17 protein-coding genes and 1 pseudogene are annotated in these 15,622 nt (G+C 31.2%); 15 read left to right on the forward strand and 3 right to left on the reverse strand.

Translation table 11 applies throughout. The features are described from left to right. Nucleotides 1-188 precede the first annotated feature (188 nt). The 5 genes from exsK to ACQVV1_RS01645 all read left to right on the forward strand — a co-directional run bounded on the left by exsK (nucleotide 189) and on the right by ACQVV1_RS01645 (nucleotide 3,002). Nucleotides 189-536 carry an exosporium protein ExsK gene (gene exsK, locus ACQVV1_RS01625; protein ID WP_242253266.1) on the forward strand — a complete coding sequence of 116 codons (348 nt, stop codon included), beginning with the start codon at nucleotides 189-191 and terminating at the stop codon, nucleotides 534-536. Nucleotides 537-656: 120 nt separating this feature from the next. Next, on the forward strand, nucleotides 657-1,196 hold the full coding sequence (locus ACQVV1_RS01630) for a GNAT family N-acetyltransferase (protein WP_242253555.1): 540 nt from the start codon (nucleotides 657-659) through the stop codon (nucleotides 1,194-1,196). Between the two features lie 51 nt (nucleotides 1,197-1,247). Then, complete coding sequence (locus tag ACQVV1_RS01635) at nucleotides 1,248-1,808, forward strand: nucleoside/nucleotide kinase family protein (RefSeq protein ID WP_431168499.1); 561 nt, start codon at nucleotides 1,248-1,250, stop codon at nucleotides 1,806-1,808. Beyond that, nucleotides 1,801-2,541 (forward strand): alpha/beta fold hydrolase, encoded by a 741-nt coding sequence (locus tag ACQVV1_RS01640; RefSeq protein ID WP_431168500.1) that lies wholly within the window; start codon nucleotides 1,801-1,803, stop codon nucleotides 2,539-2,541. The genes ACQVV1_RS01635 and ACQVV1_RS01640 overlap by 8 nt, the downstream gene beginning before the upstream one ends. Nucleotides 2,542-2,543: 2 nt before the next feature. Continuing rightward, entirely contained in the window at nucleotides 2,544-3,002 is a 459-nt protein-coding gene (locus ACQVV1_RS01645; protein ID WP_431168501.1) for a DinB family protein, read from the forward strand. 58 nt (nucleotides 3,003-3,060) lie between these two features. Here the strand turns inward: ACQVV1_RS01645 and ACQVV1_RS01650 are convergent, their stop codons facing one another. The 3 genes from ACQVV1_RS01650 to ACQVV1_RS01660 form a co-directional block, all read right to left on the reverse strand. Then, on the reverse strand, nucleotides 3,061-4,077 hold the full coding sequence (locus ACQVV1_RS01650) for a D-alanyl-D-alanine carboxypeptidase family protein (protein WP_431168502.1): 1,017 nt from the start codon (nucleotides 4,075-4,077) through the stop codon (nucleotides 3,061-3,063). Nucleotides 4,078-4,258: 181 nt separating this feature from the next. Beyond that, the gene (locus tag ACQVV1_RS01655; RefSeq protein WP_242253273.1) at nucleotides 4,259-5,416 is read right to left on the reverse strand and encodes a sensor histidine kinase; all 1,158 of its coding nucleotides are present in this window, start codon (nucleotides 5,414-5,416) and stop codon (nucleotides 4,259-4,261) included. Then, complete coding sequence (locus tag ACQVV1_RS01660; protein WP_242253274.1) at nucleotides 5,406-6,101, reverse strand: response regulator transcription factor; 696 nt, start codon at nucleotides 6,099-6,101, stop codon at nucleotides 5,406-5,408. The genes ACQVV1_RS01655 and ACQVV1_RS01660 overlap by 11 nt, the downstream gene beginning before the upstream one ends. A 192-nt stretch (nucleotides 6,102-6,293) precedes the next feature. On the opposite strand from ACQVV1_RS01660, the gene yqeK reads away from it, so the two are divergent. The 10 genes and pseudogenes from yqeK to ACQVV1_RS01710 all read left to right on the forward strand — a co-directional run bounded on the left by yqeK (nucleotide 6,294) and on the right by ACQVV1_RS01710 (nucleotide 15,546). Next, nucleotides 6,294-6,902, forward strand: a complete 609-nt coding sequence (gene yqeK / locus ACQVV1_RS01665) for a bis(5'-nucleosyl)-tetraphosphatase (symmetrical) YqeK (RefSeq protein ID WP_431168621.1) — start codon at nucleotides 6,294-6,296, stop codon at nucleotides 6,900-6,902. 40 nt (nucleotides 6,903-6,942) lie between these two features. Continuing rightward, nucleotides 6,943-7,590 (forward strand): annotated as a pseudogene (locus tag ACQVV1_RS01670) (DUF3885 domain-containing protein). Further along, nucleotides 7,587-8,324: a phosphorylase family protein gene (locus tag ACQVV1_RS01675; RefSeq protein ID WP_063224881.1), complete on the forward strand. Its 738-nt coding sequence runs from the start codon at nucleotides 7,587-7,589 to the stop codon at nucleotides 8,322-8,324. Before ACQVV1_RS01670 ends, ACQVV1_RS01675 begins: the two are co-directional and overlap by 4 nt. Nucleotides 8,325-8,340: 16 nt before the next feature. Next, entirely contained in the window at nucleotides 8,341-8,976 is a 636-nt protein-coding gene (locus tag ACQVV1_RS01680) for an SDR family oxidoreductase (protein ID WP_431168503.1), read from the forward strand. 92 nt (nucleotides 8,977-9,068) lie between these two features. Next, complete coding sequence (locus ACQVV1_RS01685; RefSeq protein WP_431168504.1) at nucleotides 9,069-9,917, forward strand: GNAT family N-acetyltransferase; 849 nt, start codon at nucleotides 9,069-9,071, stop codon at nucleotides 9,915-9,917. A 108-nt stretch (nucleotides 9,918-10,025) separates the two neighbouring features. Further along, on the forward strand, nucleotides 10,026-10,400 hold the full coding sequence (locus ACQVV1_RS01690; protein ID WP_431168505.1) for a hypothetical protein: 375 nt from the start codon (nucleotides 10,026-10,028) through the stop codon (nucleotides 10,398-10,400). Between the two features lie 170 nt (nucleotides 10,401-10,570). Then, a complete protein-coding gene (locus ACQVV1_RS01695) occupies nucleotides 10,571-13,243 on the forward strand; it encodes a M4 family metallopeptidase (protein ID WP_431168506.1) in 2,673 nt (890 codons plus the stop codon). 278 nt (nucleotides 13,244-13,521) lie between these two features. After that, entirely contained in the window at nucleotides 13,522-14,082 is a 561-nt protein-coding gene (locus ACQVV1_RS01700) for a class I SAM-dependent methyltransferase (RefSeq protein ID WP_431168507.1), read from the forward strand. A 173-nt stretch (nucleotides 14,083-14,255) separates the two neighbouring features. After that, nucleotides 14,256-14,978, forward strand: coding sequence for a hypothetical protein (locus ACQVV1_RS01705; protein WP_431168508.1), 723 nt, complete (start codon nucleotides 14,256-14,258; stop codon nucleotides 14,976-14,978). Between the two features lie 88 nt (nucleotides 14,979-15,066). After that, a complete protein-coding gene (locus tag ACQVV1_RS01710) occupies nucleotides 15,067-15,546 on the forward strand; it encodes an SRPBCC family protein (protein ID WP_431168509.1) in 480 nt (159 codons plus the stop codon). Nucleotides 15,547-15,622: the final 76 nt, after the last annotated feature.

The following is a 15,622-nucleotide window of genomic DNA, read 5'->3' on the forward strand; positions in this document are numbered from 1 at the left end:
ATTCAGCAGGATAAAATCCAAGTCACCTTATTAAACAAGCCCTTAATTATTAGAAGTTTGTTTTTATAATTAATAATGAAATGGATATATAGTACAATTGTTTGTTTTTTTCTTTCTATGCTTTTACCTCGTACACTTTGAAGCTAGTGGACATACTATATTAATAGAAATGATTAGGGGGTGAGATTTTGGGATATCGTTATAGTAATTCTAGAAAAAAGTGTTCATGTAAACAGTGTTCATGTAAACAGTGTTCATGTAAACAGGATGATTGTTGGGACGTTTTTGAAGAGTGTAAAAAAGAACATGAAGAGCAAAATAAGGCATGTGACTGTTGCTGTGTACAAGGAATTAGAGATGAACTGAGAAAGTTAGTAAACAGATCAGTGCGCATTACAACAGGAAGTAATAATAATTATGCAGGAACTGTTTCTTCAGTCACTTGTGATGTTGTAAAGCTTGCTAATAGTGCTGGGGTAGTTACAGTAATTATTTCAGTTTGTAAAATTGAAGCGATTGAACCATTGTTAACATAGGAAACATAGCATAATTAGGCTATGTTTTTTGTAAAGCCATTCTTATGAATGGCTTTATTTTAATTTCGTATAAAAGGAGAATATATTCTATATATAGAAATAAGTTTGAGGATATATAGAATGGTGTATGAAAGGAGAATGAAGTTGATTAAATTAGAACCCTTTAAAAGATCCGATTTCAAACAATTAATAAATTGGATTGATTCCGAAGAGTTTTTAATACAATGGTCAGGAAATGCATTTGCATACCCTTTAAATGAACAGCAATTAGAAAAATATATAAAAAGCACAAATACACTTGCATTCAAAGTAATAGATGAAGAGAGTAAAGAAGTTGTGGGGCATATTTCACTTGGGCCAATAGACAATATAAATAAGTCTGCAAGGATTGGAAAAGTGCTAGTTGGTGATACGAAAATGAGAGGACGTTCTATAGGAAAGCATATGATGAAGGCAGTACTACATATTGCATTTGAAGAATTAAAACTACATAGGATAACTCTAGGTGTTTATGATTTTAATACGTCGGCCATTTCATGTTATGAAAAAATAGGATTTGTAAAAGAAGGCTTACTAAGAGAGTCGAAAAAAGTAGGGGAAACGTATTGGAATTTATGGGAAATGAGTATGTTAGAATATGAATGGAGCGTTAAAAAATAATTGTTTTCTATAATTATGTTATGTTAATTAAAAGGGGTTTGGTGGGAAATTATGAATAAAAAGACGAAAATCATTACAATTGCAGCTGTTTCAGGAGGAGGTAAAACTACTGTTACAGAAAGATTAACTCACAAGTTAATAAATTCAAAAGCACTATATTTTGATAGCTATAACTTTGATAACTGTCCTGCTGATATTTGTAAATGGATTGATGATGGAGCAAATTATGATAAATGGGTACTCACACCATTAATTAAGGATATTCAGCATCTTATACGAGATAGTCATGTAGATTATATTATTGTAGATTATCCTTTTGCATACTTAAATAGTGAAATGCGACAACTCATTGATGTAACCATATTTATCGATACGCCTTTAGATATTGCAATGGCTAGAAGAATTTTGCGAGATTTTAATGAAGATACAATGAGTGAAATACATAATGATTTAAAGCATTATTTAACATATGCTAGAAAAGCCTATTTGGAGGCGCTTCATACTGTAAAGCCAAATTCAGATATTGTTTTGGATGGATCTTTATCTGTCGATGAAATAATTAATCAAATTGAAGAGGAACTGAATCAGAGAGAAGTGATCGCCAATGGTTAAATGTATAGAGGAATATGTACAAGTTGATGATTTTAAAATGTATTCAAAAGTATTCCAAGGAAAGAAGTTGCAACCTGTTATTATAATGGAAGCAGGTTATGGAGATTATTTGAAGGCATGGGAGCATATTGCTGAAGAGCTGACTGAATTTGGGACGGTACTTACATATGATCGAGCTGGATTAGGAAAAAGTGAGAAGAGTTCCAAGCGACGTATTAGTTCTGAAATGGTAAGAGATTTAAGAGGTTGCTTAGAGCAATTACAATTGAAACCACCTTATATTTTTGTAGGACATTCTTTTGGTGGTATAAATGCACGTTTATTTGCGACTTTTTATCCCGAAAATTTGTTGGGAATCGTTTTGGTTGATTCGACACCGGAAAATTATAAAGAAGATTTTTTGCGAAACATGTCTCCAGATTTTCAAGAAGCTTACTATAAACAGTTTGTATATGAAAGTTCTTATGAAGAGTTTATGTTTAGTCTAGGTGAAGTAGATAAACATCGTCAGTCAATGAGAAATATTCCACTTGCCGTGTTAGCTGCGGGTAAAAAAGCTTTTTATTCACCAGATGCACAAATGAAGTGGTTACAATTGCAAGAAGAATTATTACGATTATCAAGCAATAATAAATTTGTAATTGCAGAACAAAGCGGCCACTATATTCAAAAAGATGAGCCATATTGTGTAATAGATGCTGTTAAGTGGATTATTGAGGTAGGGGAGAGATAACTATGTATACTTTATTTCGATACAATTGGCAAGTAAGAGACGATTGGTTTAAGTGGTGTGAGCAAGTTTCTGAGGAAGAATTACTCCGCAAGCGTGTTGGTGGTGTTGGAAGTATTTTAGAAACATTATTTCATATTGTAGATGTTGAGTATAGCTGGATTAATGCCCTTCAAGAAAAAGAAGATACTGCACCGCAGTTTAAAGAGTATCAATCAATCCAAAAAGTGAAAGCGTTATCTGATTTATATAAACGAGAATTAGAAGATTTTTTACAAGTATGGTCAGCTAACTTAGAAGTTAAAATATTAAAAGCTTCGTGGACAGATAAAACATATACATATGGTGAGGTTTTAAGACATGTAATTGTGCATGAAATTCACCATATTGGTCAGCTATCTATATGGGCAAGAGAGTTAAACCTTCAGCCTATTTCAGGGAATTTAATTGGAAGAGGACTGTAGATTTAGAAAAGGGCTTGCACTGTACATGCAAGCCCTTTTTTATATATAAGAAGATTTCCTAGTTGAAATCCTCGGATTTTTTCTGACGTATATGTAAAAACATTAAAATTGTAATAATAAAGAAAATCAACAATGTTTGTATAATCAAATTTTTAAACTGAAGCAAAACTGTCCAAGATATAACAGCATCTTTAAACGCTTGGAGTGCAGAGTACGAGGAAGGGTCAAAACCGTACTCTAGTAATTTTTTTGTTTCAATAAAAGTACTGTTTTCTTCACCGGCATCTAATATCACTGAAATAAGTCTAATATCTCCTCGTTTTGCTGTACTGACAAAACTATAATTACCATTTGTTGAGAAACTAGTTTGTAAGCCGTCAACACCTTGGAGTTTAATGTTTTTATTAAGGGAATATATCATCTTATTGGTGTTGAAAACTTTTGAATCTTTGAAGGTAAATTGATAAGAGGTTAGTTTTGTAATGTTCAGTACATCTGGAAAGTCTGTTACTAATTGATTTGCTAGTTTAGCAACGTCGATTGCTGTTGTAGTTGATAGTTTATTTGTATCGTTATTTATTCCAGTAGCGTTTAGAAACGGAGAGGGTTGTAATAACTTTAGTTGTTTTGCTTTTTCATTCATTAAATGTGTAAAGTTATCTTCGTTTCCAGCAATGTGCTCTGCAAGGGCAAGTGTGGAACGATTATTCCCTGTTAAAAAGATTGTATGAAGTAAATCACGAACCGTCGTTTTATCTTTCAAAGTTACTTGTATAGGACTTGTTTCAGTTCGGAAAACTTCATTACTTATTTTTACCAATTCATTTAATTGTATTTTTCCTTCATTCAGTTGTTCCAGTGCGATATACTCTGTCATTAATTTAGACAAAGTTGCTGATTGTATAGGAGTTTCTTCATTTTTTTTATAAACAACTTCACCTGAATTAGCATCTATTAAAATAGCCGATTTAGCTTGAATAATTGGACCATTTACATAAAGGTAAAAATATAAAACGATAAGTGCTGTAATAACAAAAGATAACAATAAAATTGCGAACTTTTTCAAGAATTGCATGAGTGATCCTCCTATTATGACATCAATAATAATATTGTAAAAAGGAATGCTTAATTAGGGAGAAAGAAAAGGTAAAGAATTTCTAAAGAATTATAAAGTATTATTAAATTTTGGATGTTAATGGAAAATAAAAGGTCCAATTTCTTATTTGGTAAGAAATTGGACCTAAAATTAAGCTGTATTAACATTTATATGGTTGTAGTTTTACAGTGAAAGTTGTTTTTTTATCATCACTATATACTTCGATTGTTCCTTTATGCAATTCGACAATACTTTTTGCAATTGCTAATCCGAGTCCAGATCCACCAGTGTTTGTAGAACGCGATTTCTCAACGCGATAAAAACGTTCAAAAATATGAGGTAAATCGGTACTTGGAATAGGTTGGCCGTAATTTGTTATATCTATAGTAATCATATTATTACTTTCATAGGCAGCAAGGTCGATATATCCACCATCGTTTCCATAAGCGATAGCGTTTATAATAAGATTTTCAAACACACGCACTAATTTGTCACCATCAGCTAATACCATGAGTTTTTGAGATGGGAAAGAAGGTCGACATTCTATATTTGCTTCTTGAACTTGTATGCGGAATTGAACAGTTAATTGTCCAAGTAGCTCTACAATATCAATGGGGACAGAATATAAACTTAATTCTTTATTTTGAACACGTGTATATTCAAACAAGTCATTCATTAATGCATTAAGACGGGTTACTTTATCGTAAATGACTTGTATATAATGACGTAATTCCACTTCATCTCTATAATTATCATGGTGGATTAAATTCACATATCCAACTATAGAGGTAAGAGGAGTACGTAAATCATGTGATACATTTGTAATAAGTTCACTTTTTGCTTGTTCCGCCTGTCTTTCTTCATCAATTGAGACTTTCAATTGTTCAATAATTTGATTAACCCCAGTCGCTAGCTCTTCTAGATGATTATGGTTTACGATAGAAACCTTATGATTGAAGTTTCCATTTGCAATATAACGAATCTCTTCAATCATTTTTTTAATACAAGTTTCATAGTACATTTTTTTTTCATGACGATAAAAAATGTATAGGTAGGATGAGAAAATAGAAAATAAAAATAAATAAGAGACAATCATCATCCATAGAGATTCCTTTATTCCTTTATATTTTTCATAACCAAAAATCCTAATGAATTCTTTTCCGAGTTCGCTTAACGTAAGTGAACTTTCAATTACACTTGTAACAAGACGATATATAATTAATTCAGTTATAGGGGTAAGTATGATAGCTAACGAGAACCAAAAAATTAACTTCCATTTAGGGATATCTTTTAATATATCAAATGCTTCATTTCTCAATTTTATAGCCTACTCCCCAAACAGTATGAATAAACTTCTCTCCATTCATTACTGTTTCAAGTTTATCCCGTAAATTACTAATGTGAACCATTACAGTTTTATTTGAACCATAACCATCTTCATTCCAAACACGTTCAAAAATTTCTTCGGAGCTAAATACTCTTCCAGTATTACTCGCAAGTAAATATAAAATATCAAATTCAATAGATGTAAGTTTAATATATTCTCCATTTACTTTAACAGTATGATTATGTTTGTGTATTTCAGCAGAACGAATATGAAGAATGCCATCTTCATTCTTTTGAGAAGTAGTATTTTGGAAAGATGATCTTCGTAGCAAAGCTTTCACTCTAGCTACTAATTCTAATGGATTGAATGGTTTAATCATATAATCATCTGCACCTGTCATAAGACCTAATATTTTATCCATATCTTCTGCTTTTGCACTCAGCATAAGAATAGGTACAGTGTTATTCTCACGAACATCCTGGCAAACTTCTAATCCATTTCGTTTTGGCATCATAATATCCAAAATCAAAAGGTCAACTTCATATGTAGAAATCATTTGCAATGCCTCGTCGCCATCGTATGCTTTATAAATGTTATAGCCTTCATTTCGCAAATAAACAGCAAGTAATTCAACAATTTCTTTATCATCATCAATAATTAATATGTTTTTGTTCATTATGTAGTTCCTTTCCTTACAAATCATTAACATTACTATAATATCAAACATTTATGTATTTTGTAGCAATGATTCCACATAAAATTTCATGTAACGTATTAAAAAGGGATTAAAACATTCATAGCGAATACAAAACATAAGGATATTAAAATTACATATTATATTGAAAGTTAGTTTTAAGGGGGATTTGCTATATTATATAAAGATATATATTCATTTTCTCCAACTGGAAAAATAGAAAATGATATTAAAGATTTTTTATTAAAATACAATCACGAATTTACATATAAACATTCAATTCGTGTAGCAAATAAGGCGAGAAAAATTGCAGAAATGTTTTATGGAGATGAAGAAAAAGCAGCGATCGCGGGATATTTACATGATATTAGTGCAATATTTCCAAATGATGTGCGGATTGCAGTTGCTGAAGAATTTGGAGTTGAAATCATAGAAGAAGAGCGAGAGTTTCCGATGATTATTCATCAAAAATTGTCGAGGGTAATTGCAAAAGAGATATTTAAAGTAAAAGATGAAGAGATTTTAAATGCAATCTGTTGCCATACCACGCTGCGTAAACATGCAAAGAAGATGGATTTAGTGTTATTTGTTTCCGATAAAATAGAATGGGATCAAAATGGGACACCACCATTTTTAGTAGAAGTAAAAAACGGATTGGAAAAATCGTTGGAACATGCTGCATTTGCATATATTTCATATTTATGGGAAAGAAAAGATACATTGAAAGTTATACATCCGTGGCTAGAAGAAGCATATTGGCATTTAAAAGAAATTGTAGAGTAGAAAGGATATGAAAATATAATTAAGAGGATATACGAATTAAATATTTCCAGGTGTTACATTAAGACCATACATATACTCTCAGTGGGAAAATCATTTGCATTTTGATTTCGGGAAAGGGAAATATCAAAATATAGAAGGAACCCGCGATTTAAATATGGAATACTTCTCTCAACTTTATACATATAATAAATACTTATTTGAAGATATATTTTCAGAGGAAGATGAAGTGTTTTTAGTAACAAATGCTTATTGATTTAAAAAGGAAAATGTGAAAAATCTACAGAAAATAATTATATATAGACGATTCATTCAGAAAAGAGATTTAAAGTATCATATAAGGCAAGAAACAATGCCATTTTTATTTTAAGATGAAGGATCTGACTTGTATTGTACATATCAATTTTCATTAAAATGTTTCGCTAGTGATATAAAGTAAAACCGGCCTATTCAAGCAGCGAATCATGAAGATTTTCCAGGTCTTTATCCTCGTCTTGGATGTAAAAAAGAAATTTCTTATCCAGATGTACTTCTCATAAATGCAACAAAAGATATTATCATGTTTATGTACGATGATAGAGGATGTGAAGTAATTACGAAGAATAAAGAAACAATACGAAATTTATATAAAAAATATAAAGAGTGGATTCCAAATTATGAACAAGAAAGTATAGATAACTTATTTAAATGACAGTGGGGGAAGTGAAGCGTGTAATGAAACGTATTGCAATCGTAGCCGCATGGGAACCTGAACTTAATTATTTGCAACAATATTATCCAAGTGAACGCATTGAAAAAAGAGCAGCTTGGGAATTTCATTTTCATACTATAAATGATCTGGAAATTATTTCAGTTATAACTGGTGTTGGGAAAGTTAGTTGTGCTAGTTGTGTTCAATTATTAATTAGTGAATTTCAGCCTGATGAGTTGTTTATGACAGGAATATGCGGAAGCCTATCAAACAAGGTAAAAAATGGTCATATTGTAGTGGCACTAAACGCAATACAACACGATGTTACTGCTGCTGGTTCGGGCGAAGATGTTTTTAACTTATATAATGGTAGAACAGCACCTATTGAAACGACAAAGTCACTTGTAAGAAGAATAAAAAAAATACGATCTTATGACCCGATCCACTTCGGTACATTCTTATCTGGAGATCAACGTATTCGTAATTCGGAAATGAGATATTTACTCCATACTGTATATGGAGCATTGGCAGTTGATCAAGAAGTGGCAGCTTTTGCTTATGTGTGTCATATAAACCAGAAACCATTTCTAAGTTTAAAAGCCGCTTCAGATCAAGCGAATGATAAAACGAAAGAGGAACAAAAAATATTTAAAATGTTAGCATGTGAAAGAGCATGTGAGCATTTAATTGCTTTTTTACGTGTGTATGAGATTAATGTAGTAAATCATAGATAGTAAGAGGGGTTTAATATTGGAAAGTACAAATAAAATAGCTATTGTGGGCGCGAATGGAAAAGCTGGAAAATTCCTTGTGAACGAAGCGTTAGAAAAGGGATATCAAGTAAAAATATTAACGAGAAATTCTAATAATATGACGATAACTAATGAAAATTTAGAGGTTATTATTGGGGATGCACGTGATTTTTTTGCAATATGCGAATTACTTAAAGGTTGTCAAACTGTAATAAATGCGGTAGGTCAACCGAAAAATGAACCTTACATTTTTAGTACAGTAACCAAACATATTTTGAAAGTAATGAAGGGATTTGAAATTAAGCGTTATATTCTTATTTCTGGTGGTTCTGTAAATGTCGTAGGAGATCAGAAGAGAATTGTGAATAAAATAGGGGCCCACTTGTTTAAAGTATTTTTACCAAAAATGATGAAAGATAAATATAAAGAATTACAAATTATTCAAAGTAGTGATGTAGATTGGACAATTGTTAGATTACCATTTGTTATGGATGGGAAGGGCATTGGAAAAATAAAAGAAAGTTTAGTAGATATGCAAGGAATCAAAATAAAAAATGGGGATATTGCACCATTTGTTATAAAACAAATTAATAGTGAGAGGTATGTAGGGAAGTGTCCGTTCATTTCAAATTAAGTGGTAGAATTTAAAATTAAACTACGATGTAACTAGTACATTTTATGTATTTGAATGCTAAGTTTAACAGGAGTAAGTGGGGGAGATTTTATATGATTCAATACAAAAGATGCAGTGAAGTGAGTATAGATTTAGTATATGAGGCTTTTAGGGACGGATTTTCAGATTACATCATAAAAATGGAAGTTTCAAAAGAGGATTTTATAAAAAGATTTTTGGGACCAGAAGGTAACTTGCTAGAGCACTCTTTTCTTGCTTTAGACGGTGACAAATCAATTGGTGTAATACTTGGTGGGATAAAGGATTATGAAAACATAAAAACAATGCGCTGTGGAACATTAGCGGTTCATCCTAATTACCGTGGTATTGGTGTGAGTCAAAAGTTATTTGAACTACATAAAGAAGAGGCGCTTCAAAACGAGTGTAAGCAACTTTTTCTTGAAGTCATTGTAGGCAATGACCGAGCAATTCGTTTTTATAATAAATTAGGCTATGAAAAAGTGTACGATCTATCCTATTATAATTTAAAAGATTTGACTAAAATAATAAGTAAAGGCGGTAAGGAAATTGAAGTAAAACAATTAGAATTCCCATCTTTTAAAGTTGAAATTCAGAAATGGTTACATTTCCATATTAATTGGCAAAATGATATGGATTATATCGAAAAAACAAATAATACATTTTACGGTGCATATGTAGGAAATGAATTGAATGGTTCTATATGTATAAATGAACAAGGTAAAATTAGTTTTATTTTCGTAGACAAAAATTATAGAAATATTGGCATTGCAACGAGTTTACTACTTAGGGCAAGTGAAGAATTGAATATAGCAAGTTTATCAATTGGATTTCCAAATAACAATTTACTAGAAGGATTTTTAAAGAAAAATGGATTTGAAAAGAATACATTAGCACAATATGAAATGTATTTATTGCTATAAAAAGCGGAAAGGATTATTCTTCCGCTTTTTATTTTTGTACTATATTGATATTTTACTTTGTATAATATCCTTTTTTTATGTAGAATAGATAGGATGGGAGGGGATGAAATGAATAATGTATTAAAGTTTAAGGTTTTTGAATTGCATTGTTTCGTTCAAAAGACTTATTCTGATATTAAAATAGCATGTGATATTGCTATTTATCAAGAAAACACTTCTAAATATTTAATTTCATTAGGATTTTTAAATAAATCATACATGACTTATATAGAAGCAAAAAGATTTTATCGAGAAAATGAAGAACTTGTAAGTGTAGAATTTGATAATTTCTTTGATACATATGATAAATTAGAGAATGAATTAAAAAAAGTTATTTCAACTGAAGATAAAAATCCTTCATTGCTACATAGTAGATTTGATCAGTTTCAGCAGAAAGTTGAAAATATAAATGACCTAATAAAAGTATTACAAAATGCTCGTTAATGAATGCTTTTTTCTTTTTATATAGAAATTATGCATTGAAAATATATTAGGGATATTACATATTGAAGGGATGACTTTTGTTAATTACAGAAGTCATCTTTTTATGATAGGAATAAATTGTATAAATTTTAGCAGTTTCATATTTTAGAAAGTTATACGAGGAAAATAACATGAAAAATAAAAAAGAAATAGCTATAGTTGCATTAACAACAGGATTAGCTTTAACAAGCGTAACACCATATGGAGTAAGTTATGCAGAGGAAACGGGTAAAATGCAAGTTGATATTCAAGAGGATTCGTTCCGTACAGGTGAACTTACACAACCATCACAAAAGACGCCAGAGAATGTAGTCAAAGATGCACTTAAGGAAAAGACGGAGCATGCTTTGTCTCCAAAACAAGTTAGTGGAGACAAAGGAGTAGATTACAAAGTGCTTCAAAAACGTGGTTCATATGATGGGACTACACTTGTGCGTATGCAACAAATATATGAAGGAAAAGAAGTATATGGACACCAATTGACTGTTCATGTAGATAAAAAGGGTATTATTAAAAGCGTTTCAGGAGATAGCGCACAAAATTTAGCAAAAGAAGATTTAAAGAATCCTATTAATTTATCAAAAGAAGAAGCAAAACAATATATTTATACGAAGTATGGGAAAGATATTAAATTTATTTCTGAGCCAGAAGTTAAGGAAGTTATTTTTGTTGATGAAAATCATGGGCAGGCTACTAACGCATATCAAGTTACATTTGCAGCCGCAACACCAAACTATGTATCTGGAACTTATTTAGTGAATGCTCAAAATGGTGATATGTTGAAAAACATGGTACAAGAATCAGATTTAAAAGTAAGTGAAGAGCATGTTGAATCTTTAAAGGAGAGTAAAAAAAATAATTCCATTTCATTAACTGGAACAGGAAAAGATGATTTAGGTATAACTCGCTCATTTGGTATTTCTAAACAAAGTAATGGGAAATATGCGCTTGCTGATTATACAAGAGGGCAAGGAATTGAGACCTATGATGTAAATTATAGAGATATTAATTTTGAAGAAAGATATTATCCTGGTATATTAGCAACTAGCACTTCGACAACATTTAATGAACCAAAGGCGGTAAGTGCTCATTTCTTAGCAACAAAGGTATATGATTTTTATAAAGACAAATATAAGCGTAATAGTTTTGATAATAAGGGGAAAAAAGTAGTATCAGTTGTACATGCATGGCATTCAGGAGAAACAGATGATCCTAAAAATTGGGGGAATGCATTTAGTGCTAATATTAATAATGTTAGTATGCTTATATATGGTGATCCAATGGTTAGAGCGTTTGACATAGCGGGCCATGAATTTACACATGCGGTTACATCTAGCGAATCTAATCTTGAATTTTTTGGGGAATCTGGAGCCATTAATGAGGCATTATCTGATATTATGGGAACGGCTATTGAGAAATATATAAATAATGGCGAATTTAATTGGACAATAGGAGAACAAAGTGGATCAGTTCTCCGTAATATGAAAAATCCATCTTCAGTCAAATTTTTTGATGGAGTACCGTATCCGGATGATTATAGTAAATTCAGTGATTTAAACGGAGAGGATAATGAGGGCGTTCATTTCAACTCAAGTATTATTAATAAAGTCGCGTATTTAATTGCACAAGGTGGCACTCATAACGGTGTAACTGTAAATGGTATTGGTGAAGATAAAATGTTTGATATTTTCTATTATGCAAATACTGATGAATTGAACATGACTTCTAATTTCTCTGAATTAAGATTAGCGTGTCTTAAAGTTGCAACAAACATATATGGGGCAAATTCAACTGAGGTTGAAGCGGTCCAAAAAGCTTTTGATGCAGCAAAAATTAATGGAGAAGTGAAAGAAAACGAAAAAACTGAGGAAAACCAAGTCCCAGAATTAACTGTACCACCTACAATTACACTACATGTCGGTGATACGTTCGACCCGATGAGAAATGTAAAAGCTGCTGATAAAGAAGATGGTGATTTAACAATTAGAGTAAAATATAAAGGTGATGTAGATACTTCAAATCCAGGTAAATACATTGTAGAATACTCGGTCATTGATTCTCAAGGAGGGAATGCAACGGCAACACAGACTGTAATTGTAGAAGAAAATGGAGAAGCATCAGATCTAAATCCTATATTAACAGTGCCTACTGTAGCGACAATTCGTGTAGGAGATTCATTCGATCCAATGGTAAAAGTGTTGGCTATTGATAAAGAAGACGGCGATCTTACTTCTAAAGTAAAGATTGAAGGTGAAGTAGATGCCTCTAAAGCCGGTACATATATATTAACGTACAAAGTTACAGATTCAAAAGGTCATGAAGTAACTGCGAAACAAACTGTAACGGTCGAAGCTAGAGAAGAAGTGAAAAATGAAATGCCGATGCTAAAAGTACCTGCTACAACTACAATTACTAAAGGAGATCAATTCGATCCAATGATAGGAGTGTCAGCTACTGATAAAGAGGGCGGTGACCTTACTTCTAAAGTAGTGTATGAAGGAACTGTAGATACATCTAAATCTGGTACTTTTGAAATAATATATAGTGTCAGAGATTCCATAGGCAATGAGGTAAATACAATACAAAAAGTATTTGTGAAAGATAAAGACACTGGAAAAGCTAATGGCCTTGCTAATAACAGTAATATAACGAACAACAATAAATCCGATAAAAAAGAGTCTATATATAAAGAACTTCCCAACACGGGGGCCAGTACAACTAACAGTACAACAATGGGAATATGGATGGTTATTACAGGTACAGTACTCACTTTAGTTCGTAAATTTAGAAAGATACAAAAATAATAGTAAGGATTATTCCTTTTAAAAAAAGTTCATTATCTAGAAGAAATAAAAGGGTTGTGTATCATGAACTGATTCCATAAAGTTAGTTAGATTGTTGCATTAAGAAATTTTTAGTGTTTGAATTCAGATATTGTTCTGGACTCATGATACTGAATTTTTTCCTTAATTCGTTATGTTGTTATTACTTTCATTATATTTTTCTTAATTTGTTGAAGAAGGAAGGATATTAGTAAACATAGAATATATTAATAAATTAAAATGTTTACGAGGTGAAAGTGATGGTAATAAAACAAGACGAAATTAAAGTAGTAGTCGGAGCTGGAGTGTTTAATAATAATCCAGGTTGGGTTCAAACGCAAGAAGACGAACTTAACTTACTAGATAAATCTACGTGGGAAAATAGATTTGAACACAACTCTATTTCAGCTATTTTAGCGGAGCATGTATGGGAACACCTTACGTTTGAAGAAGGTGTAAGAGCAGCTGAAATTGGTTATGAATTTTTAAAGCTAGCAGGGCATATCCGGTGCGGTGTTCCTGATGCATATTTCCGAGATGAAGCGTACCAAAATATAGTTCAAATAGGCGGACCTGGCCCGAAAGATCATCCAGCTGCAAGTCATAAAATTGTTCATAATTATAAAACTTTAACGAAAATGTTTGAAACTGCTGGATTTGAGGTAGTATTACTTGAATATTGTGATGAAAATGGTCAGTTTTATTACAATGAATGGGATGCAAACGACGGTGTTATTTTCCGTTCGAAAAGGTATGATTCTAGAAATAAAGGTGATAAACTTGGTTTTCCATCGTTAATTGTCGATGCGATTAAGCGGTAAATCATTAAACTAAATTAAGTGCTTATAATATTAATCTATGAATTGTAGTGGAGTTTATTTGTATACACTATTGTTTTATATTCAATTTGAACATACGAAATATATTATTTTATTATAAAAAAGCAGAAAGTATTCTTTCTGCTTTTTTATTTTGCAAAGGGGATGAATATACTATGCAACCTATAAAACAAGTGGCACATGATCCAACAGGGAGCTTATTATCTACTATAAAAGAGCTAAAAGAGGAATTAATGAATTTAAATTATGATAAAAAATATATAACAATTAGTAATGTAACAGCTAAAGAAATTGTAAAAGAACTGGAGGAATGTAAATTCCATATAAATATAGTTGAAAAATCAGGGGCAGGGAACGCACGTAGGGATTGTTTGAAGTTTGTTAGAAACTATGATCATGATTACTATCACTATTGTGACTTTGATCGTTTACTAACTTGGATGAAAGAATATCCAGTTGAGTTTAATTCATTCATTCAAAATATAGTAGATGTAGATTACTTAATCATTGGCAGAACGGAGAAAGATTTTCAGACACACCCTGAAGAATGGCAAGTTACAGAAACAGTATCAAATAAAATTATGTCATTACAATTAGGGAAACAAGTAGATATTACAGCTGGTTCATGTGGGCTTTCAAAACAAGCAGCTGATTACATAATAAAATATTCTAAATGCAGAATGACTGATGGGGAATGGCCGATGATTATAAAAGAATTTACCGATTTTAAAATCGGGTATATTGCAGTAGATGGTTTAAAATATGTCAATAGTCTTAATCAAGATAATATTATTGATCCAATAAAAGCATGGTCACCCCGATTAGAACTTTCATATATAATCAGTCAATCAATTTTGAATCTAACAAAAAATCCTTAAACTAAGTGGGGTGGAATAGAGATTTCTTTTTTTTATGAAATCATGTAAAATGGAACGTATATTCGTTTTTGGAGGGAGTTAATTAATAATGTTAGCTGTAATAGATAAACAAGATAATGAATACGTAGTACAATTTGATCGTCATTTTTCATATTCAATAGAAGAGGTTTGGTCAGTTTTAACAGAAAACAGTAAGTTAAAAAAATGGATGTCTAATTTGCAGATTGAAAGCCTTAAAACAGGTGGAATCATAAAGTTCGACATGATGGATGGTTCATTTATAAATATTGATATTTTAGAGTGTAAACTAAACTCAGTACTTGAATTTACTTGGGATAAAGATCGGGTTCGATTTGAAATACATAAAGAGGAAAATGGTTCTCTTTTACTCCTTAAAGAATACATTCATGAATTAACTGATCATACACCGAAAGATATAGCAGGTTGGCATATTTGTTTAGATCTTTTTTCTTCCATTCTAGAAGGAGAAGAAAAAGAGTTTTCTAAAGATGAATGGCAACAATGGTTTGAAATATATAAGGATAAGCTTCTTGAAGTAATAGGGTAATTATATAAGATGTTATATTCATTGTGTAATTATTATACTATAAAAATGATTTTAATGAAAAATAAGAATAGAGGTT

It is taken from the genome of Bacillus basilensis (assembly GCF_050630465.1).
GTDB classification, from domain to species: domain Bacteria; phylum Bacillota; class Bacilli; order Bacillales; family Bacillaceae_G; genus Bacillus_A; species Bacillus_A basilensis.